The sequence below is a fragment of the Roseixanthobacter finlandensis genome (assembly GCF_043195105.2).
Taxonomy (GTDB): Bacteria; Pseudomonadota; Alphaproteobacteria; order Rhizobiales; family Xanthobacteraceae; genus NCEH01.
The window spans coordinates 503,608-523,387 of record NZ_CM195536.1; the positions used below are offsets into that span (position 1 = coordinate 503,608).

The window sequence follows — 19,780 nt, forward strand, 5'->3', positions numbered from 1 at the left end:
CCACGCCACGGTTTTCTCGCCGCCATTTTGCGCTATAGCTGCGCGCGCGTCCGCTGGGCGCGGCCAACGGGCACTAGGAAGGACGAACGGGCCATGAAAGTGATTGCACCTTTGGCGGGCCTTATTCTCGCCGTTTCGGGTTTCGCGGCTCTGGCCCAGACGCCGGCTCCCGCCCCGGCGGCGCCCGCCACCAGCGCCCCGTCGGCGCCCGCCGCCCCCACCCCCTTGCCCGGCGACAAGGGACCCGGCACCACCACGGCCGGCACGCCGCGCCGCCCGGAAGTGCAGATTTCCCGCCCCATCGAGATGATGCTGACCCAGCAGGCGGTGAGCATGGCCTATGACGGCAAGACCCTGGTGCTCACCGGCGTCGCGCCGCTCACCACCTTCACGGTGGACCGGCCCGAGCGCATCGGCGGCACCATGACCATCGAGCAGTTCGCCAAGCTGTGGAACGTCACCGCCGACATCTTCAAGAATGATCCGCCCAATGCCGCGCTGACCATCCTTGGCGCCACGCCGACCCAGGTGGTGGTGGAACTCGGCCATGTGACCCAGTCCGGTTCGACGCTGACGTTCCAGGTCGGCCTGCTGGACGGCGATCTGCCCGCCACCGGCGGACCGGTCACGCTGGTGATGGCACCGACGGTGTATCGTCCGCTCAATCATGCCGGCCCGTTCCTGCGGTGCTGGTGGAGCCCATACTGGGTGCAGCGCGTGTGCCGCGCCGCTTGGTGAGCCCACGGACGATTCGACATCTCTGCGAAACGGCGCCTTCGGGCGCCGTTTTTTGTTAGGCGGCGAGGCGCGCGCGCAGGGCGCCCTCGTGCCATTGCTCCATTTCCAGATGCGCGCCGTCGTCGCTGATCACCCGCCAAGCACCGTCGGGATGGGGCAGGCCGTGCAGCGCCACTGGCAGGACGCGGCTTTTCAGGCGGATCACAGGGGCGGCATGGGCATAGCCCGCATGGGGCAGGCCCAGCAGATCGTGCGCGATCGCCTCGGCTTGCTTGGAGATCGGCTCGATGAAGCGGCAGGGCGCGCCGGCGATGCTGACGCAATCCCCGAGCGCCGAGATGCCATCCACGCTGGTGCGCAGGCTGAACGGATCCACGGCGATGCCGCGCTCGAAGGCGAGCCCGGCCGAGCGCGCGAGCCGGCTCGTCGTCGCAAGCCCGGTGGCCGCCACCAGAATGTCGGCGCCCAACACCTCGCGTTCGCCGTGTGCCGTCTTGGTGAAAACGATCGCGCTGCCGTGATTGCCCCGCTCGGCGCGCTCCACCGTAATGCCGCCGAGAAACCGCACGCCGAGGCCTTCCAGCCGCACGCGCAGCCGCTCGGCCGCGAGCGGCGGCAGCAGCGCGGCGAGCGGCGCGTCCTCCTTGTCCAACAGCGTCACCTTGTGCCCGGCACGGGAGAAATCCTCCGCGAGCTCGCAGCCGACGAGGCCGGCGCCGACGATCAGGATCGCGCGCGCCGCCCCGTCGAGATGGGCGGCGAGGCCGCACCAGGCGTCGAGATCGTTGACGCGCCAGCACAGGTCCGCCGGCAAGGCGGGTGGCCGCGCGGGCCGCGCGCCCTGGGCGAGCACGAGATGGTCATAGGGCAATGGCCCGGACGTGGTGCGCAGGCGCCTGCGGGCGGCATCGATGCCCATTGCGAAGGTCCCGGCGCATAGCCGCACGCCGAGGCGTGCCGCCATATGAGCCCCGCTCTCCTTGCGCAACTTCGCCTCGGTCAGCCCGCGCTGGAGCGCGATGGAGAGTTCCGGCTTGTGATAGACATCGCCGGAGCAGGACGTGACCATGGTGATGGGCACGTGCGAATCCAGCGCGCGCAGGGCTTCCGCCACCGCGCGCCCGGCGATGCCGGCGCCGACGATGACCACGCCGGGCGTGCGCGAGCGATGCACCACGCCCGCCGCCGGCACCGTGGCGGGCGCGGAATGCACATAGGGTTCGAAATCGGATTTGCGCACGCCGCAGATCGGGCATTCCCAATCCTCGGGAATATCCGCGAACCGCGTGCCGGGGGCGATGCCGCTGTCCGGGTCGCCCTCCTTCTCGTCATAGATCATGCCGCAGGCGCGGCAGATATATTGGCGCCAGACGATTTCCGAGGTGTCGGTCGCGCTCATGCGGGCATCTCCTCGCGGGAGAGGCGGGCCATTTCCCAGCGCAGATGCTTGATGGCGGGCGTGACGATGGCGATGAAATGCGCCTCGCGGATGCGCCGCTGGGGCGCCGAGGACATGAGATAGCCGCGCGCGCCCTGGTGCAGCAGGGCCGATTGGGTGGCCCGCAGGGCAAGTTCCGCGCCCTGGGCGCGCGTGTCCAGCACGTCCAGGAAATAGTCGGGGTCCTGCTCGAACGGGGTTTGCGCCAGCAGCAAAGCGTGGGCGGTCAGTTCGTCCAGCTCGGCCTGGATCTCGTCCGGCCGGTCGGTGAGGTGGCGGTTCACATGGCCGAGGGCCGGCTCCACCTCGCGCATGGAATCGACGGCGCCCTGGATCACGCCGACCGCCATGCCCGCCTGCAGCAGGATGAACGCGCCGCGGATGCGCTTGATGAAGGGCCGCGCGGGGTCGGCCACCAGGTCCTGCTCGGCGACGAAATAATCATCCAGCCGGATGCCGAAGGTGGAGGTGCCTTCCATGCCGGAGAAGTGCGGGCAGGGGCGCAATTCCACCGGCGGGTCGCAGCGCAGGATGAACATGATCTCGTGGGAGGGCGTGCCGTCGTCGCGATGAACTCGCGCGATGGCGCCGCAATATTGGCCGGGCGCGATATGGCTGACCCAGGGCAAGCTGCCGCTGACCAGATAACCGCCCACGGTCTTGCGCGCCCGCAGCAGCATGGGTTCGATTTCGGCGAGCGCCTTCATGGGGTTGGACAGCGCGGTGCCGCCGAAGGTGCGCCCCGCCGCATGGTCCTCCAGCATCCGCCCCATGAGCGCGGGATTGTCCGACTGTTCCATATAGAGCCCGCACACATCGTGCGCCCACATGAGGAAGCCGGTGGCCCCGCACACCCGGCTCGCCGCGCCCATGGCGGCGAGCGCGGTGCCGAACTGAGAGCCGTTGCGCGCCAGATGCGCCCCGAGGGCCCCCGCCGCGCCGAATTCGGCCAGGATCTCCAGCGGATAATGGCCATGGTCGATGCGGTTCACCGCCGCCCGCAGCGGGCCTGCGGCAATGGCGGTGGCGCGGGACAGGATCGTGTCCGCATTTCCCGCCTCGGGTCCGGCAGGGGGATGCAACTGGGCAAGCGTCATCGTGGCCTCCGGCGCAGGGGCGGTTTCGGTCAGAATGTGGGGGAGGGGGATGCGTGTTCGACGAAGGGAAAGGTCGGCGCGAGGCGGGCCAGGGCAGGAGCCTCGCGCCGACCCCCCCTTCAGTCAGCGAGGCCGATACTGAAGGGGATCGGATTGCGCATGGAGTTGGCGACGGGGGAGAAATAGTTGGCGCGCTTGACGATTTCGTCCAGCTCCGCACGGCTCGCGTCGCCCTCGATGGTCACCGTCACGCGGATCTCCTGGAACCCCATCTGCGCGGGTTCGCGATCCGCGCCGCCGGCACCCCAGGCGGCGGTGTTGCCGATGTCGCCCTCAACCCGCAGTTCCAGCTTGGAGAGCTTGACCTGTTTCCAGGTGGCGACGGCGGTGATGCCGACCGCGAGGCAGCCGCCGAGGGCGGACAGCACGATCTCGCCGGGGGCGGGGGCGGTGTTTTCGCCGAACAGGTGCAGCGGCTCGTCCACCACCACGGGCTTGTGGTCGCCCACATAGTTCAAGGTGCGATACTGCCCCTCGACCACGGTGTTCACCACATTGGTGCCGCGCCGCTCGGGGTTCTCGCGCCCCTTCTCGGCAAAGCCGAGCAGGCCTTCGCGATCAATCGGACGCAAATAGGTCGTCACGGTCTTCACGGCATTGGTCGTGTCGTTCACTGAGAGCTTCCTTTCGAAAAGGGTCCTGAGGCCCGTGCCGCGAACGGCATTCACAAAAGATAACAGCAAGCCCTGTGCCACTTTCCTGCGCACCGGAAAAATGGGTCAGAAAATCACGCCCCGCAATAGGTTTTATGCAGAAATGGTGCTCCATAACCATTTTTTAATGAGGATAAGGTGGCTTACATTGTCAACATTGTAGACAATGTAAGCCATTCATTTCGCGCCGTGCGTGTCCTCGTCGCCGTCCAACTCTGCCTTCTCCCAGCGATAGGCGAATTGCCGCGCGGTGAGGCCGAGGCTCTGGGCGGCGCGCGATTTGTTGCCGCCGCTCTGCGCCAGTGCCCGCCGCAGGTCCTCGGCCGAATGCGATCCCGCCCGCAGATAGGGCCGGAAGGCCGGCCCGCCGCGCCCCGTGGCGGCGCCGCGCAGCGCCGCATCCTCCTGTGCGCTTTGGCTTGAGACATGGGCCATCGCCGACAGGAACGGCGCGAGGTCGCTCCCGGTAAGGGAGGGCTTGTCGGCCAGCAGGACCAGGCGCTCGATGAAATTGGACAATTGGCGGATATTGCCCGGCCAGGGATGTTCCCGCAGCCGCGCCATGGCGTCGGCGGTCAGATTGACATTGCGCTGGTTCGCCTCGTTGAACCGGCTGACGAAATGCATCGCCAAGGCGGGAATGTCGTCGCGCCGCTCGGCGAGCGTCGGCAGGCGGATCGGGATCACATTGATGCGGTAATAGAGATCCTCGCGGAACCGGCCGGCGGCGACTTCGCGCTCGAGGTTGCGATTGGTGGCGGCGACGAGGCGCGCGTCCACCTTGATTTCCTTCTTGCCGCCGAGCCGCGTCACGGTGCCTTCCTGCAAGGTGCGCAGCAATTTGGTCTGCATGGCGAGCGGCAGTTCGCCAATCTCGTCCAGCAGGATGGTGCCGCTGCCCGCCTGCTCGAACCAGCCGGCGCGCGCCTCGCTCGCCCCCGTGAAGGCGCCGCGCTCGTAGCCGAACAGCTCGGATTCGAACAGGCTTTCGGGGATGGCGGCGCAATTGACCTTGATGAACGGCCGGTCGCGGCGCGGGCTCGCCAGATGCAGGGCGCGGGCGAACACTTCCTTGCCGGTGCCGGATTCCCCCAGCAGCAGCACATTGGCATTGGCCGAGGCGACCAGCTCCAGCTCCGCCAGCGCCTTCAGCAGGGCCGGGGCGGTGCCGATGATGCCATAGCGCGCGCTGTGGGTTTCGAGCGCGCGGGCGAGCATCTGGTTGTGCGCCTCCAGCGCGCGGGTCTTGCGGTCCAGGATCTCGTTCAGTTCCAGGACCTGGCCGGCAAGGGTCGCGCAAATGCGCAGGATGGTGATGTCGTCGGAAAACGGCCGGCTGCGGTTGCGGATGCGATGGCAGCCGAGCACGCCCACGGTGCGCCGGTCCACGCGGATGGGAATCACCAGGAACGCCACCGGCTCCTGGGGCAAGGTGGCGCGATCCACCGCGCGGAACAGGAAATCCGGCTCGTGGTCGATGTCCTGCACGATGATCAATTGCTCATGGGCGAGCGCCCGTCCGGTGATGCCCTCGCCGGCCTGGTAGAGGCCGCGCGCCTTTTCCGCCGCGGTGAGTCCGTAGGAATAGCGGATCTTGAACAGGCCGCTTTCGGCATCCCACAGCACGATGCGGCCGCGGTTGAGGCCGAGCATCTCGGACAGGAGGTGCAGCATCTCGTGGAGAATATTCTCCACCTGGAGCCCCTTGCCGATCAGCCCGATGATCTGCTGGATCAGCAGCATTTCCTGGGCGCGCCAATATGCGGGGGGCTCGTCCTCGTGCAGCGTTCCCTGCGCCGGGGCATGGGCCTGGGCGGGGCTGCTGGCCATGCCCGGAAGTGCGCGCGCCTTTGGTTTTCCGCCCGTGTTCCTGCCGTCTTTCATGGCCCTTCCCGTCGCGCGCAAGCGCTCATTCTATCAGGGTGGAGGCGGGGATTTCCATGGAAACAGGCGCCACCCCTCGCAATCGAGGGCTTGCAATGCCATTTTGTTCTCACGAGAGAATCAGAAGGCGCCGCGCGAGCGGTGCCGCGAGAGCGAGCGCGTGTCCATTCCAGTCGAGCATAAGGGCCTGCGTCCCGCAGGCGAAGGCGTCGAGGCGCCGGCGTTGCGACCCGGCGGCATTGCCGCGCGTGCGCGCGCTGGCGGCGGGGCCGCGGCGCCCCTGCCCAATTATCTGAACGGCCTCAATGCCGAGCAGCGCGCGGCGGTGGAAACCATAGACGGGCCGCTGCTGGTGCTCGCCGGCGCGGGCACCGGCAAGACCCGCGTGCTGACCACCCGCATCGCCCATATCCTCAATCTCGGCCGCGCCTTCCCCTCCCAGATCCTCGCTGTGACCTTCACCAACAAGGCCGCGCGCGAGATGAAGGAGCGCATTCATTCCATGGTGGGGGATGCGGTGGAAGGCATGCCGTGGCTCGGCACGTTCCATTCCATCGGCGTGCGCATTTTGCGCCGCCATGCCGAGCTGGTGGGCCTGAAGAACGGCTTCACGATCCTCGACACCGACGACCAGATCCGCCTGCTCAAGCAATTGTTGGCTGCGGAAAATATCGACGACAAGCGCTGGCCGGCGCGGCTTCTGGCCAACACCATCGACGGCTGGAAAAACCGCGGCCTCTCGCCTCAAAACGTGCCGCCGGGCGAGGGCTCGGCCTTCGCCAATGGCAAGGGGCAGATGCTCTATGCCGCCTATCAGGCGCGGCTAAAGGCGCTGAACGCGGTGGATTTCGGCGACCTGCTGCTGGAAGGCATCCGCCTGTTCCGCGAGCATCCCGACGTGCTGGCGGATTATCACCGCCGCTTCAAATATATCCTGGTGGACGAATATCAGGACACCAACGTCGCCCAATATCTGTGGCTGCGCCTGCTGGCCCAGGGCTCGAAGAACGTGTGCTGCGTCGGCGACGACGACCAGTCCATCTATGGCTGGCGTGGCGCGGAGGTGGACAACATCCTGCGCTTCGAGAGCGATTTTCCCGGCGCCACCGTGATCCGCCTGGAGCGCAATTACCGCTCCACGGGCCATATTCTGGCGGCGGCCTCTCATGTCATCGCCTTCAACCAGGGCCGGCTCGGCAAGACCTTGTTCTCCGAAGGCGAGATGGGGGAGAAGGTCTCCGTCACCGGCTCATGGGATAGCGGTGAGGAAGCCCGCGCCGTCGGCGACGAGATCGAGACGTTGCAGCGCGCCGGCCATCCGCTCTCGCAGATCGCCATATTGGTGCGCGCCTCGTTCCAGATGCGCGAGTTCGAGGACCGCTTCGTTACCCTCGGCACGCCCTATCGCGTGATCGGCGGCCCGCGCTTCTATGAGCGGGCGGAAATCCGCGATGCACTCGCTTATCTGCGCTGCGTGCTCTCCCCCGCCGACGATCTCGCCTTCGAGCGCATCGTCAATGTGCCCAAGCGCGGCATCGGCGATGCCACCTTGAAGCAGATCCACGATGTCGCCCGCGCCGCCGGCGTGCCGTTGCAGGAGGCGACGCGCGCGCTCACCGAGAGCGAGGAGCTCAAACCCAAGGTGCGCGCCACCTTGCGCGGCCTGCTGGAGGCATTCGAGCGCTGGCGCCGGCAATCCGGCGAGATGCCGCATACGGAACTCGCCGAAATCGTGCTGGACGAGAGCGGCTATACCGAGATGTGGCAGAAGGACCGCTCCGCCGAGGCGGCCGGGCGGTTGGAAAACCTCAAGGAGCTGGTGCGCTCCATGGAGGGGTTCGAGAATCTGCAAGGGTTTCTGGAGCACATCTCTTTGGTCATGGATGCCGACAAGGGCGCCGGCGAGGATGCGGTTCAGATCATGACCCTGCATTCCGCCAAGGGGCTGGAATTCGACACCGTCTATCTGCCCGGCTGGGAGGAGGGGCTGTTTCCCCACCAGCGCGCGCTCGACGAACAGGGCAAGGCGGGGCTGGAGGAGGAACGGCGGCTCGCTTATGTGGGCATCACCCGCGCCCGGCTCTCCGCGCGGATCTATTTCGCCTCCAACCGGCGCATCCACGGCATGTGGAATTCCACCGTACCGAGCCGCTTCCTGGACGAACTGCCCGACGCCCATGTGGAGGTGCAGGAATCCAAGGGGGGCTTCGGCTGGGGCGGCTCCAGCTATGGCGGCGGGTCCTACGGGGAAAGCCGGTTCGACCGCGCGGCCAAGGTGGAGCCCTTCTCCTCCACTTATTCCACCCCGGGCTGGCAGCGCGCCCAGAATGCCCGCGCGGCGGGAAACGCCGGCTCAGGGCCCGGTTCCAGCGGCGGCGCGTTCGGCGCGGGGCGCGGCGGGCGCGGGGCGGTGATCGAGGGCACCTTGCTGGCCTCGTCCACCGGGGCGCCCTCCAGCTTCAAGCGCGGCGAGCGGGTGTTCCACATCAAGTTTGGCTATGGCGAGATTTCCGGAATCGACGGCAACAAGCTCACCGTCCAGTTCGACAAGGCCGGCGAGAAGCGGGTGTTGGAGAGCTTCGTCGAGAAAGTGTGAGCCCGGCCGGCGGCACCTGCGCCCTACGATCCGGATGCGTGGGGCGATGATTGCGCGGAAAAAGCGCGCAAGCGACTTCACAGCATCCCAGGTGGCGGTATTGTGAGGTTCGATCGCGTCTAGAGCGCGATCCGGCCCGCCCTCGTCAGCCGAACCATGCCGATTATCAATATTGTCCTGCTGCTGGTGGAGATGGCCGTCTATGGCAGCCTGATGCTCGGCCTGTTCCGCGCGCGGTTCCTGATCGGCATCGGGCCGTTTTTCTGTGCCCTCGGCGCGATTCATGTGTTCGCCGTTTATCTGGCGATGTGCGTGTTCCTCGCCTTGCCGTTCGGCCTCTCCGCCTCTCCGGGATCGGTGGTGTTCTACACCGGCACGCTGAGCCTGCTGCTGATGACGCATATGATCGAGGGGCAGGATGTGGCGCGCCAGCCCGTGCTCGGGCTGTTGCTGGGCTCCGTTGCCGTGGTGATCGCGGTCGCCTTTCTCGCGCTTGAGCAGGGGCGCGCCGGGGCCGCGCGGGCGGCGGACCTGACCGTGCTCAACCAGATGGGCATGCTCATGCTGTGGAGCACGCTGCTGCTGTTCCTGGAAAGCCTGGTTATCTTCCGCCTGTACGATCGCCTGTTGGTGGTGCTGCGGCGACACAGCTTCGCCGCCTCCTGGCTGACCCTGGCGCTGGTTTGCACCTTCGACCAGGTGTTCTTCTTCGGCGCCGTCTATCTGGTGCAGGAGGTTCCGCTTTCCGCCGGTGTCGGGGGATGGATCGGCAAGCTCGTCGCCTCGGGCCTCTATTCGGCGCTGATCTGGCAATATCGCCGCCGCCTGGATGGGCCGGGGCTGGCGGCCGCGCGCCGACGGCCCGGCGCGCGGCAGGTGCGGTTCCGGCACGATCCGGCCACCGGGGCCTTCCATCGCGGCCGCCTGGAGACGCTGCTTGCCGACCTGCTGAGCCTCACCCGCGCCACCGGCCGCCCGGTGAGCCTGATGCTGGTTGCGGTGGACGGCTTTACCGCGCGGCGCGAGCGGCAGGACGCGGATGGCGTGGACCGGGATCTTCGCCGGGTCGCCGATACCCTTGCGGAGGGCTTGCGCAGCGGGGATTATGTGGTGCGGCACGATGGGGACGCCTTCGCCATTCTCGCCCCCGGCCTGCCGCACATGGCGGCGGCCCAGGTGGCGGGCACGCTGCGCCAGCGGGTGGCCGCCCTTCCTATGCCGCCGGGCATCGAGGTTTCGCTGGCGATCGGGCTCGCGACGGCGCCGCTGGACGGGGAAAGTGTTGCCAAGCTCTTGTCGGTGGCCGATGAGCGGGTCTATGCCGCACGGCAACTGGGTCGCGACCGCGTCATTGGCGCGTACGGGGCCTGAACGCAAAGCGCCTCCCCGGAAAGTTCGCGATGTTTGAAGGTCTCCTCCCCAGCGACGCCACCCATTTCATGCGGGTCTCCGCCCCCGAGATGCTGGCCCGCCGCATCGCCGATCTGCTGGCGGAAAGTTTCGATCCCGCCGAGGTGGCGGTCGCCAATTTCGAGCAGCCGGATCTCTCCTGGGCGGTCGAGGTCTATGCTGGCGAGGCCTTCGACCCCGATCGCCTGCGCGACCTGGTGGAGGTCGCGGCGGGTGCCGATCTCGCGGCGCAGGTGACGTTCGGGGAATTGCAGGAAAAGGATTGGGTCGCCGCGAGCCTGGAAGGGCTGGCGCCGGTGCGGGTGGGACCGTTCCATGTGCACGGTTCGCACGACCGCGCGCGGGTGCCGCCCAACGGTATCGGCATCGAGATCGAGGCGGCGCTCGCTTTCGGCACCGGCCACCACGGCACCACGCAAGGCTGCCTCGCGGCGATCGTCGATGCGGCGCGGATCGGCCGTCCGGGCAAGGTTCTGGATGTGGGCACGGGCACGGGCGTGCTGGCCATCGGCGCGGCGCGCCTGTTCCGCGTGCCGGTGGTGGCGAGCGATCTCGACGAAGTGGCGGTGCGCACCGCCCGCGAAAACGCCCGCGCGAACCTCGCCGGGCCCTATATCCACATGGTGTTGGCCGCCGGCGCGGGGGCGGCGGCGGTGCGCCGGCCGGGTCCCTACGACCTGATCCTAGCCAATATCCTGCTGCCGCCGCTGAAGCGCCTCGCGCGTCCGCTGCGTCCACTGCTGGCGCCTGGCGGAAAGGTGGTCTTGTCGGGCCTGCTGCCCTCGCACGCCAATGCGGCGCTGGCGGCCTATCGCGCGCAGGGCCTGCAATTGGTCCGCCGCCGCGATATCGACGGCTGGACCACGCTGACGCTTTCGGCGACGGGCGCGAAGCCGAAGCGCGTATGGGCGGCATAGGCGGAGAGAGCAGGCACCTTGTCTCTGGTACCGGGCGCCCTGCGGAAGGGGGCGCGCCGGGCCACTGGCGCCGGAACGGCATGCCGCGCGCGGACCGCCGAAAGGGGCCGGCGCGTGTCAAAACCCGGCGCGTGTCAGGACAACACGTAGAAAACAGATATTTGCAGCATTTCCCCACGTCCGAGGGACGGGGAAAATGCTGCAAGACTCCGCCATCCGGGGGGAAGATGGCGGATGTCCAGGTTCCGCGTTACGCCGCCGTGGCGGACCGCGCCCACAGGACCCGACTTCAGGCCTGATGGCACACGCCCGGCACGCAGATCAGCGCCCGCACCAAATCAGCTCAGGCTGAAGATCACTTGCGCGGGTCGAAACCGGTGCGCTGCATGTAGGTGATGAAATCGCGCTCGGCCTGGGCGGCCCGGGCGGCGACGATGGCATCGAAAATGCGCGCGAAAACGCCCTTGCGGACCTCGGCCGGCTTGACGGCAGCGACGTCCGTCGCCTTGGGGGTCGAGAAGGAATCGGTCGAGAAAGTAACGGCGCCCATGACAGGCCTCCAACGCTTGGCCGCAACCGCGCGGCCCTTGATGCGATGCAATATGGGCTTTGTTGCATCGCACTAGAAGCGTTGTGTCAGCATGGCTGACCTGCATGGCATGCAGCGTCGGAAATAAGCATCCTGCAAGGAAATCGTGCATTCGGCGTCGGCCGCCAAGGCAAGCCCCGAGCCGGCTACCCCCCACACAGGGGTGTCTTGCGGTGCACTCAGGAGCGCGCGTCGAGGCCGATGCTGCGGCCGATGCCGTCCGGCTGGGGCAGCGCGGCGTGAACCGAGCGCATGCCCGCCACCCGTTCCAGCACATCGTCCGCGAACGGTGCGGCGCGCTGGGAGGCGCGATCCACTTGCAAGGTCATCTGTTCGCAGGTGGCCGCGACCCAGCCCTCGGTGCCGTGGTGAAGCGACAGGAAAAGGTGCAGGCGCTTCGCGTCATAATCGATCAGCCGCATGGTCACCCGCACCTCGCCTTCGGCCGGCAAGGTGCGCAGATAGCGCATATGGGCTTCCGCGGTGAAGAAGGAGAAGCCGCGTGCGCGGACATATTGCGGCCCGAGGCCAAGAAGTGCGAGTGCTTCGGCGAAGGCGCGGTCGAACAGGACATTGTAATAGGCCATGGAGAGATGACCCTCGTCATCAATCCATTCCGGTTCGATCTTCATCGCGGAAGATACAAAGGGAGCAAAGAATACCGGTTCGAAGTCGATCCTGTCCCACATGGCGCTCTCCCTGGTCGAGAGGGGGCACGGAATTCAAAGAATTGCCTGCTTGCTGCGCAGTGTGCCGCGAGTTTTGACATTGGTCACTGTCGAAATGGCATAAGATTGGCGCGCATGCGGAGACATCGTGCAGCGCTGCCGCACGGCGCTACCGGCCTGCCCCCTTGCCGAATGCGCCCCGCCCGCTAATCTGCTGCGCCCCGCTCAGGCCATGCGGCTTGATATTAAAGGATTCTTAAATGTTTGCTGCCGATGCCACGGTCACGCGCGAATCGATGCCGGGCCTGCCGGCGGCACTCGAGGCATTGCAAGCCGCGCTTGGTAACAAAGTCGTTACCTCCCATGCTGTTCGCGAGCAGCACGCAAATATCACCACTTATTTGCCCAATGAGCCGGCGGATGCGGTGGTTTTCGCCCAGAGCACACAAGATGTGCAGATTGTTGTCGGCCTTTGCGCGGCCCATCGAATACCGATCATCCCTTGGGGAACGGGGACCTCGCTGGAAGGCCACGTCAACGCGCCGCAGGGTGGAATCTGTATCGATCTGTCGGGAATGAACCGAATTCTCGCCGTTCACGCCGAGGACCTCGACTGCGTGATCGAACCCGGCGTGACCCGCAAGCGGCTGAACGAGGATCTGCGCGACCAGGGGCTGTTCTTCCCCATTGACCCCGGCGCGGACGCCTCGCTGGGCGGCATGGCCTCGACCCGCGCCTCGGGCACCAATGCGGTGCGCTACGGCACCATGAAGGACAATGTCCTGGCGCTCAAAGCCGTGCTGCCGAACGGCGAGATCATCACCACCGCGCGCCGGGCGAAGAAATCCTCCGCTGGCTATGATCTCACCCGCCTGTTCGTGGGCGCGGAAGGCACGCTCGGCATCATCACCGAACTGACGCTGCGCCTCCAGGGCATCCCCGAGACCATCACGGCGGGGGTGTGCCCCTTCGCGAGCATTGAGGATGCCTGCAACGCCGTGATCGCCACCATTCAGTCGGGCATTCCGGTCGCCCGCATCGAATTGCTGGACGAGGAGCAGGTGAAGGCCTCCAACGCCTATGCCAAGCTGGATCTGCCGGAAACGCCGCACCTGTTCGTGGAATTCCACGGTACGCAGGCCGGCGCCCATGAGCAGGCGGACCGGTTCGGCGAGATCGCCGCGGAGTTCAATGGCGGCCCATTCGTGTTCGCCGCCAAGGCCGAGGACCGCACCCGCCTGTGGCAGGCGCGGCACGATGCCTATTGGTCAGTCATGCCCATGCGGCCGGGCGCGAAGGCGGTGGCCACCGACGTGTGCGTGCCGCTCTCGCGCCTCGCCGAATGCGTCATGGAGACCAAGCGCGACATCGTCGAGATGGGACTGATCGCGCCCATCGTCGGCCATGTGGGCGATGGAAACTTCCACACCACGCTGATGGTGGACGTGGAAGACCCGGCGGACCTCGCCAAGGCCAAGACCTTCATGTCGCGCCTGGTGGACCGGGCGCTCGCCATGGAGGGCACCTGCACCGGCGAGCACGGGGTGGGGCAGGGGAAGATGAAATATCTCTCCGCCGAGCATGGCGAAGCCACTCTCGACGCCATGCGCGCGATCAAGCGGGCGTTCGATCCGCAGAACATCATGAATCCGGGCAAGATCCTGAAAATCTGAGGGGCGCGGGCCGCCCCGTCCATTGGATCGCCACCATCCCAACGTTACCATTCCGCGCGAGAGCACGCGCCGTTCAGCTTGCACCGCAAGCTGAACGGATCACGCGTTATCTCTTGTGAAATGAGCGGGCGATTCACCGATCAGATTGTTTCAATCTGGTCGGATCGCGCGCGAGAGCACGCGCCGTTCAGCTTGCACCGCAAGCCGAACGGATCACGCGTTCTCTCTGATGAATGAGAGGGCGATTCACCGCCCAGAGGGAACCATCAAGTGGTTCCCTCTGGGCGGATCGCGCTCTAGGCTTCCCCAACGCGTCCGCTGCGGCGCGCCCCATGAAGCGAGGACCGGCTGGTGCAGGGCGTCCTGATCACGATTGCCTCGGCGGTGATCCTTGCCATCGTGGCGGCCTTCGCGGCGCCGTTCGTGGTGGATTGGACGGCGTGGCGCGGCGCGTTCGAAAGCCAGGCCAGCCGCACGCTCGGCGTGCCGGTGGTGATCCGCGGCCATATCTACGCTGATATCCTGCCGACCCCCCGCATCATCCTGCGTAATGTTTCCATCGGCGCGGACGCCGTCTCCACCGGCGCGGTGGCCGACGAAGTGCGGGCCGATCTCTCCCTCGGCGCGCTGGTGCGCGGCAGCGTGGAGGCGAAATCCCTCACCCTGGTGCGCCCGCGCATGCGCGTGGTGCTGGACAGCGCCGGCCGGGTGGCGCTGCCCACCGGTGCCGCCGCGCCGGGCGGCCTCTCCATTTCCAGCCTCGCGATCGAAGGCGGCACGCTGGATGTTCTCGATCGCGGCGCCGATCGCTCCCTGGCGTTCACCGGGCTCGACCTGAAGGGCGAGGCGCGCACGCTGACCGGTCCGTTCCGGCTTGAAGGCGAGGTCGCGCTTGCCGGCCGGCGCTATGGCACGCGGCTCAGCCTCGGTGCGTTCGGCGCCGATGGCAGCCGCATGCGCCTGATCGCCGAGGAGCGGGCGCGCCCGCTGACCCTCGATCTCGACGGTACGCTGCGCCTGGAGGGCGGTGCGCCGCGCTTCGAGGGGCGCGGCAGCTTGATCCGACGCCCGGACGGCGTGCCTGGCGGCCCTCCGCCCGCGAATGTCGGCGCACAGCCGGGCTCAACACCGCCGGGCTCGGGACAGGAGGCTTGGCACGAGTCCTGGCGCCTCTCCGGCGCGCTGCGCGCCGGCCCGGAAGCAGTGGTGGCGGAAACGCTGGACCTGTCGCTCGCCGATACCGCGCGCCCGGTGCAGCTCGCCGGCTCGGCGCGCCTTGCCCTCGGCCGCACGCCCAGCCTGGAGGTGGTGCTGAACGCCCGCGCCCTCGATGCCGACGTTTTGCGCGCGTCGGCCGGCGCGGGCCCGCAGAGCGCGGCGGAATCCCTTGCCGCATTGATGGCGGCGTTCGATGCCTTGCCCGCGCCCGAGATGCCCGCTCGCATCGGCGTCGCGGTGGAGCAGCTCACCTATGCCGGCACGGTGCTGCGCGATGCACGGCTCGACCTGTCCGGAGCCGATGGTGGCTGGCGCATCGATGCCGCCGAGGCCAAGCTTCCCGGCCAGTCGGCGCTGCGTCTTTCCGGTGCGCCGGGCCGCGCGGGCGGGGCCGGATTCACGGGCGATCTCGCCTTTTCCAGCGAGGATCCGGCCGCCTTCCTGCGCTGGGTCGCGCCGCGCGGCACGGCGGACGTCGCGGCGGCAGTCTCCGGCCCGGTGAAGCTCGTGGGGCGCATCACGGCGGGGGCGGGCCGCTATGGCGTGCAGGATCTCGATGCCAGCTTCGGTGCCGCCACGGTTTCGGGCTCTGGACAATTCACCGACGGCGACCGCCCGCGCCTCGATCTTTCGCTGGCGGTGGACGGGCTCGACCTCGATCCGCTGCTGGAGGCGCTGCACCAGGGGCTCGCGCTGGCCGGCGGGGCGGTGGATGGTGGCCTCGCGCTGGAAGGCCGGCATCTGAAGGCCGGCGGCCTTCCGCTCGGCGCCCTGTCGCTCGCCGCGGAGGGGGCCGGCGGCACCTGGACCCTGTCGCGCCTGACGCTCGACAATCTCGCCGGCCTCCATCTGGAGGGCAAGGGCAGCCTGACCCGGCTCGCGGCGCCGCTCCAGGGGCGGCTGGATTTCTCGGTGGCCGGCGCCAAGGCCGACGGCCTCGTGCCGCTGGCGCGGCTGGTTTCGGGCGAGCGGGCGGGCGAAATCATGACCCGCCTGCTGCCGGTGGCGGCCCCGGTTCATCTCACCGGCTCCGCCAGCTGGGGCGATGGCGGCGCGGGCGCGATGCGTCTGGACGGCACCCTCGGCCTGCTTTCCGGCCATGCCGCCTTCGCGCCCGGCGCGGCCGGCGGCGTGCCGCGCGTCGATCTCACGCTGTCCGCGAGCGATGGCGCCCGCGCGCTGGAAGCGGCCGGACTGACAGGCCTGCGTCCCGGCCTCGGCGCGGGACAATTGAACCTTACCCTCGTGCCATCCGGCACGGACGGCGCCGATCTCGACGGACGCCTCGCCTTGGCGGATACGGTGGCGAGCGCCAAGGGGCCGGTGAAGATCACGGGGGGCGGAGTGCTTCAGCCGCGCCTCGCCATGCGCCTCGATGGTGCGGACGTGGCGAAGCTGTTCCTCGCCGCCGCGCCCGCGGCCGAGGGCGGCCCGGTGCCGGCCGCGCTGGGTTTCACCGTGTCGCGCTCCGGCGGCGCCTGGCAATTGGAGGATCTGAAGGGCCTGCTCGGCGGCGCGCCGCTGTCCGGCGCCCTGGCGATCGAGGGCGGGGACGTGCCCCGCGTCACCGGCCGGCTCGATCTCGATGCGCTCTCGCTGCCGCGCCTGATCGGCCTGTGGGGCGCGCGCAGCATCGGCCCGGAGGTGGGCAACGGCCCCTGGTCCGCCGCGCGCTTCGCCCTGGCGCCGGCTTCTCCTGTGGCGCTGACGCTGGATTTCACCACCCGCCGGCTCGATCTCAACGGCACCTATGGCCTGCAGGAGGCGAAGGGGCGCGTGCAGGCGCGCGACGCGACGCTGGAACTGCGCGATCTGTCCGGCGGCATCGGCGGCGGCACGCTTACCGGCACGCTCACCTTGCGCCGCCGCCCGGAGATGGTGGCGGCCGAAGGTCATCTCGGCCTGGACGGGGTGGACCTCGCGGCCTTGGTGCAGCCGCTGGCACCGCGCGCGCCGCCGGCCGGGCGGCTGTCTCTGTCTGTCGACATGGGCGGCGTCGGCCGCTCGCCGCTCGCGCTCGTGCAGAGCCTGTCGGGACAGGGCACGCTGGGCCTCCAGGCCCTGGAGCTTCCCGCCACCGATCCCCGTGCCATCGCAAGCGTGCTGGCCGATACCGCCACCGGCACCCCGCCCGACGAGCGGCGGGTGGTGCAGATGTTCGACCGCGCCCTCGCGCGCGGCCCGCTGAAGCTCGCAACCCTGGACAGCACGGTGAGCCTCGTGAACGGCGTGGTCCGCCTCTCCACCGCCCGCGCCCAGGCCGATGGCGCGCGCGCCACTTTCTCCGGCACGCTGGACCTGCCGCGCCTGTATCTGGACGGCACGCTGGATCTTGAATCCGCCGAGGCGGGCGGGGCCGTGCCCGGCGGCACAATTTCCTGGCGCGGACCCGTCGCCGCCCCCGAACGGCGGGTGAGCGCGCCGGCGCTGGTCGCCGCCATCTCCATGCGCGCCATCGAACGGGAAACCCGCCGGCTGGAAGAGCGCCAGGGCCTCGTGCCCGCACCCTCGGCCGGCAGCGGCACGACGCTGCCCGCAGCATCGACACAGCCTGCATCGACGCCGGCCGCGCCCGCGCCGACGCCCATCTCCGTGCCCCCGTCGGCGCCGATCTCGACCGCACCCGCGCCCGTAGTTTCGCCGCAAGGGGCTTCCGCGCCGGTGCAACCGGCCCCCACCCAATCCGCGCCCGCGCCATCCCCCGCGCCATCCTCGCCCGCCGCCGCGCGCGAAACCGCCGAGCCCGCGACGGGCGAGGATGCGCGAAGCCATACGCCGGCGCGCACGAGCCCGCCCCGGCAGGCCAGCGAGCGGGGCCGCACGGCCGCTCCGCCGCTGGCGCCGCCCATCGAGATCGGGCCTTCGGGTCGCGCGCGCCCGGCGCGTCCCTCTCTGCCGCCCGAGGGCGGGAGCTTCGCCGCGCCGACGCCGGGCTTCGGCAATCTCACGCGCCCGCCGGCCCTGGTGCCCGGCGAGTGAGGCCGGGCTGGTGGCCGGGCAGGGGCAGGGTCAATCCCGCGTCAGCGTGATGTAGGAGAAGGGAAAATCGTCCTTCGGCCCCTGCATCGGGCCGTCGCGCTCCACCTCGCGCCACTCCGCCGGATCATAGGGCGGCAGCAGCACGTCGCCCGGCGGGGAAGCATGCACGCGGGTGAGATGGATGGTGCTCGCCAGCGGCAGGGTCTCGGCGAACACGCGCCGCCCGCCGATCACCATTATATCCTCGGCGCCAAGCTCCAGCGCCGCCGCTTCCGCCAGGGTCAGCGCTTCCCCGAGATCGCGCCCGACCCGCATGCCGCCTTCCGCGGTGAACGCCGGATCGCCGGTCAGGACGATGGAGATCCGCCCCGGCAGCGGCCGCCCGATGGAGAGAAAGGTGTTCCGCCCCATCAGCAGCGGCCGCCCCCAGGTGAGGGCGCGGAAGCGCTTGAGATCGGACGACAAATGCCAGGGCAGGGTCTGGTTTCTGCCGATCACTCCGTTCTCGGCCACGGCCACGATGTGCGCGAGGGGAAGCATCAGCCGGCGCCTTTCAGCAGGGAGATCACGGACCGCGCCGCCGCCTGTCCCGAGAGGTGGGCGCCGTGGCAGGTGGAGAAGGCATGCTCCGACACGGCCTCGCCGGCGAACAGGATGCGCTCCGCCAAAGGCGCGAACAAGCGCCCGCGCACATGCGCCTTGCCCGGCAGCGCGCAGGAATAGCCGCCGCCGATGTGCGGATCGCGCGCCCAGGAGGTGCTGCGCCAGGCGGTGACGCGCGCGCGGATGTCGGCGCCGAACACGTCGGAAAGTCCCGCTAGGGCGAAATCGGCCATGGCCTGCGGCCCGGCCTCCACCAGCGCCCGCCCGCTCGCGCCGCCCAGATGGGCGATGGCGAGAGGCCGCGCGCCGGGGATGATCTGGAAATTCACCGGCGGCCGGTCGGGCCGCGTCAGATCGATGGTGTTGATGCCGGCCCGCTCGGAAAAGCCGAACACATCCCGGTCGAAGCCGAACGCGACCTTTTCCGAGACCCCAAGCGGCAGCGCCGCCATGGCTTCGGCGAGTTCCGGCGGCAAGGCGGGCGCGAAACGCAGATGCCCCTTCGCCATCACATCGGTGGAAACCGCGACGATCACCGCCCGTGCCGTCACATCGCCCTTCGCGGTGGCGAGCCGCACGCCCGCCCCTGACCAATCCACAAGATGGACCGGACAGTTCAGCGTCACCTTCAAACCGGAGGCCTGCGCCGCCACCAGCGCGCCATAGCCTTCCACCACCGGCCAGTTTTCGCCGCCGTCGTGATATCGGGCGAAATCGAGGGTGGAGATATCCTGCGGGGTGGCGGCCGTCATCAGCGCGATCCAATGGCGCACCAGGCGGTTCCATGGGTCGGCATCGGGGATCACGTCGGATGCGGGGATATCGCGCCCCGCCAATCCCGCCGCAGTCATGGCCTCGAAGGCCGCCTCCACGGCGCGGACCGCCGCATCGCGCTCGTCGTCGTCCGCCCAGCGCGTGCCGAGATGCAGCTTGCGGATATAATGCTGGGTGGACCGGCGATAGGAAAAGCCGAGCCGGTCGGCCATCGCGACAAAGGGATTGTCGAGCGCCGAATGCATCCAGTGACAGCCGAGGTCCCACGGCTGCGCGAAGCTGGCGGTATCGGTAAAGGCGCGTCCGCCGATCCGGCCGGCGGCCTCGAGAATCGTGACCGAAAGGCCGCTGCCCTCCAGGGCCCGTCCCGCCGCAAGACCGGCCACGCCGGCGCCGATCACGGCGACATCAACCATGCTCATGGGCCGATCCGCGCGCGAAAGAGGACGCAAAGCAGGAGGGAAGGCGCGTGCGGCGCGGGGC

The 19,780-nt window shown here is 68.7% G+C and carries 14 protein-coding genes; 6 read left to right on the forward strand and 8 right to left on the reverse strand.

Annotation, left to right across the window (positions count from 1 at the left end):
• Positions 1–93 precede the first annotated feature (93 nt).
• Positions 94–738: a hypothetical protein gene (locus V5G24_RS02470; RefSeq protein WP_394079218.1), complete on the forward strand. Its 645-nt coding sequence runs from the start codon at positions 94–96 to the stop codon at positions 736–738.
• A gap of 55 nt (positions 739–793) precedes the next feature.
• On the opposite strand, the gene V5G24_RS02475 is transcribed toward V5G24_RS02470, so the two are convergent.
• The 4 genes from V5G24_RS02475 to V5G24_RS02490 form a co-directional block, all read right to left on the reverse strand.
• Entirely contained in the window at positions 794–2,137 is a 1,344-nt protein-coding gene (locus V5G24_RS02475; RefSeq protein WP_394079220.1) for an FAD-dependent oxidoreductase, read from the reverse strand.
• On the reverse strand, positions 2,134–3,273 hold the full coding sequence (locus V5G24_RS02480; protein ID WP_394079222.1) for an acyl-CoA dehydrogenase family protein: 1,140 nt from the start codon (positions 3,271–3,273) through the stop codon (positions 2,134–2,136). The genes V5G24_RS02475 and V5G24_RS02480 overlap by 4 nt, the downstream gene beginning before the upstream one ends.
• 119 nt (positions 3,274–3,392) lie before the next feature.
• On the reverse strand, positions 3,393–3,947 hold the full coding sequence (locus tag V5G24_RS02485) for an OsmC family protein (protein ID WP_394079224.1): 555 nt from the start codon (positions 3,945–3,947) through the stop codon (positions 3,393–3,395).
• Positions 3,948–4,163: 216 nt separating this feature from the next.
• Positions 4,164–5,729, reverse strand: a complete 1,566-nt coding sequence (locus tag V5G24_RS02490) for a sigma-54-dependent Fis family transcriptional regulator (RefSeq protein WP_394080329.1) — start codon at positions 5,727–5,729, stop codon at positions 4,164–4,166.
• A gap of 328 nt (positions 5,730–6,057) precedes the next feature.
• Between V5G24_RS02490 and V5G24_RS02495 the strand changes: the two genes are divergently transcribed.
• From V5G24_RS02495 to V5G24_RS02505, 3 genes are all read left to right on the forward strand, one after another.
• Entirely contained in the window at positions 6,058–8,466 is a 2,409-nt protein-coding gene (locus tag V5G24_RS02495) for an ATP-dependent helicase (protein ID WP_394080331.1), read from the forward strand.
• Positions 8,467–8,622: 156 nt separating this feature from the next.
• Entirely contained in the window at positions 8,623–9,837 is a 1,215-nt protein-coding gene (locus V5G24_RS02500; RefSeq protein ID WP_394079226.1) for a GGDEF domain-containing protein, read from the forward strand.
• 29 nt (positions 9,838–9,866) lie between these two features.
• Positions 9,867–10,793 carry a 50S ribosomal protein L11 methyltransferase gene (locus V5G24_RS02505; RefSeq protein ID WP_394079228.1) on the forward strand — a complete coding sequence of 309 codons (927 nt, stop codon included), beginning with the start codon at positions 9,867–9,869 and terminating at the stop codon, positions 10,791–10,793.
• A gap of 355 nt (positions 10,794–11,148) precedes the next feature.
• On the opposite strand, the gene V5G24_RS02510 is transcribed toward V5G24_RS02505, so the two are convergent.
• Positions 11,149–11,343, reverse strand: a complete 195-nt coding sequence (locus V5G24_RS02510; protein WP_394079230.1) for a hypothetical protein — start codon at positions 11,341–11,343, stop codon at positions 11,149–11,151.
• Between the two features lie 218 nt (positions 11,344–11,561).
• Complete coding sequence (locus V5G24_RS02515) at positions 11,562–12,071, reverse strand: thioesterase family protein (protein WP_394079232.1); 510 nt, start codon at positions 12,069–12,071, stop codon at positions 11,562–11,564.
• A 239-nt stretch (positions 12,072–12,310) separates the two neighbouring features.
• Between V5G24_RS02515 and V5G24_RS02520 the strand changes: the two genes are divergently transcribed.
• Together V5G24_RS02520 and V5G24_RS02525 are read left to right on the forward strand one after the other, a co-directional pair.
• Positions 12,311–13,723: an FAD-linked oxidase C-terminal domain-containing protein gene (locus V5G24_RS02520; protein ID WP_394079234.1), complete on the forward strand. Its 1,413-nt coding sequence runs from the start codon at positions 12,311–12,313 to the stop codon at positions 13,721–13,723.
• 351 nt (positions 13,724–14,074) lie between these two features.
• On the forward strand, positions 14,075–17,920 hold the full coding sequence (locus tag V5G24_RS02525; protein ID WP_394079236.1) for an AsmA family protein: 3,846 nt from the start codon (positions 14,075–14,077) through the stop codon (positions 17,918–17,920).
• Positions 17,921–17,950: 30 nt separating this feature from the next.
• Here V5G24_RS02525 and V5G24_RS02530 read toward each other — a convergent pair whose 3' ends face one another.
• Both V5G24_RS02530 and V5G24_RS02535 read right to left on the reverse strand, forming a co-directional pair.
• The gene (locus tag V5G24_RS02530; RefSeq protein ID WP_394079238.1) at positions 17,951–18,460 is read right to left on the reverse strand and encodes a dihydrofolate reductase; all 510 of its coding nucleotides are present in this window, start codon (positions 18,458–18,460) and stop codon (positions 17,951–17,953) included.
• A complete protein-coding gene (locus V5G24_RS02535) occupies positions 18,460–19,719 on the reverse strand; it encodes a flavin monoamine oxidase family protein (RefSeq protein WP_394079240.1) in 1,260 nt (419 codons plus the stop codon). The genes V5G24_RS02530 and V5G24_RS02535 overlap by 1 nt, the downstream gene beginning before the upstream one ends.
• Positions 19,720–19,780: the final 61 nt, after the last annotated feature.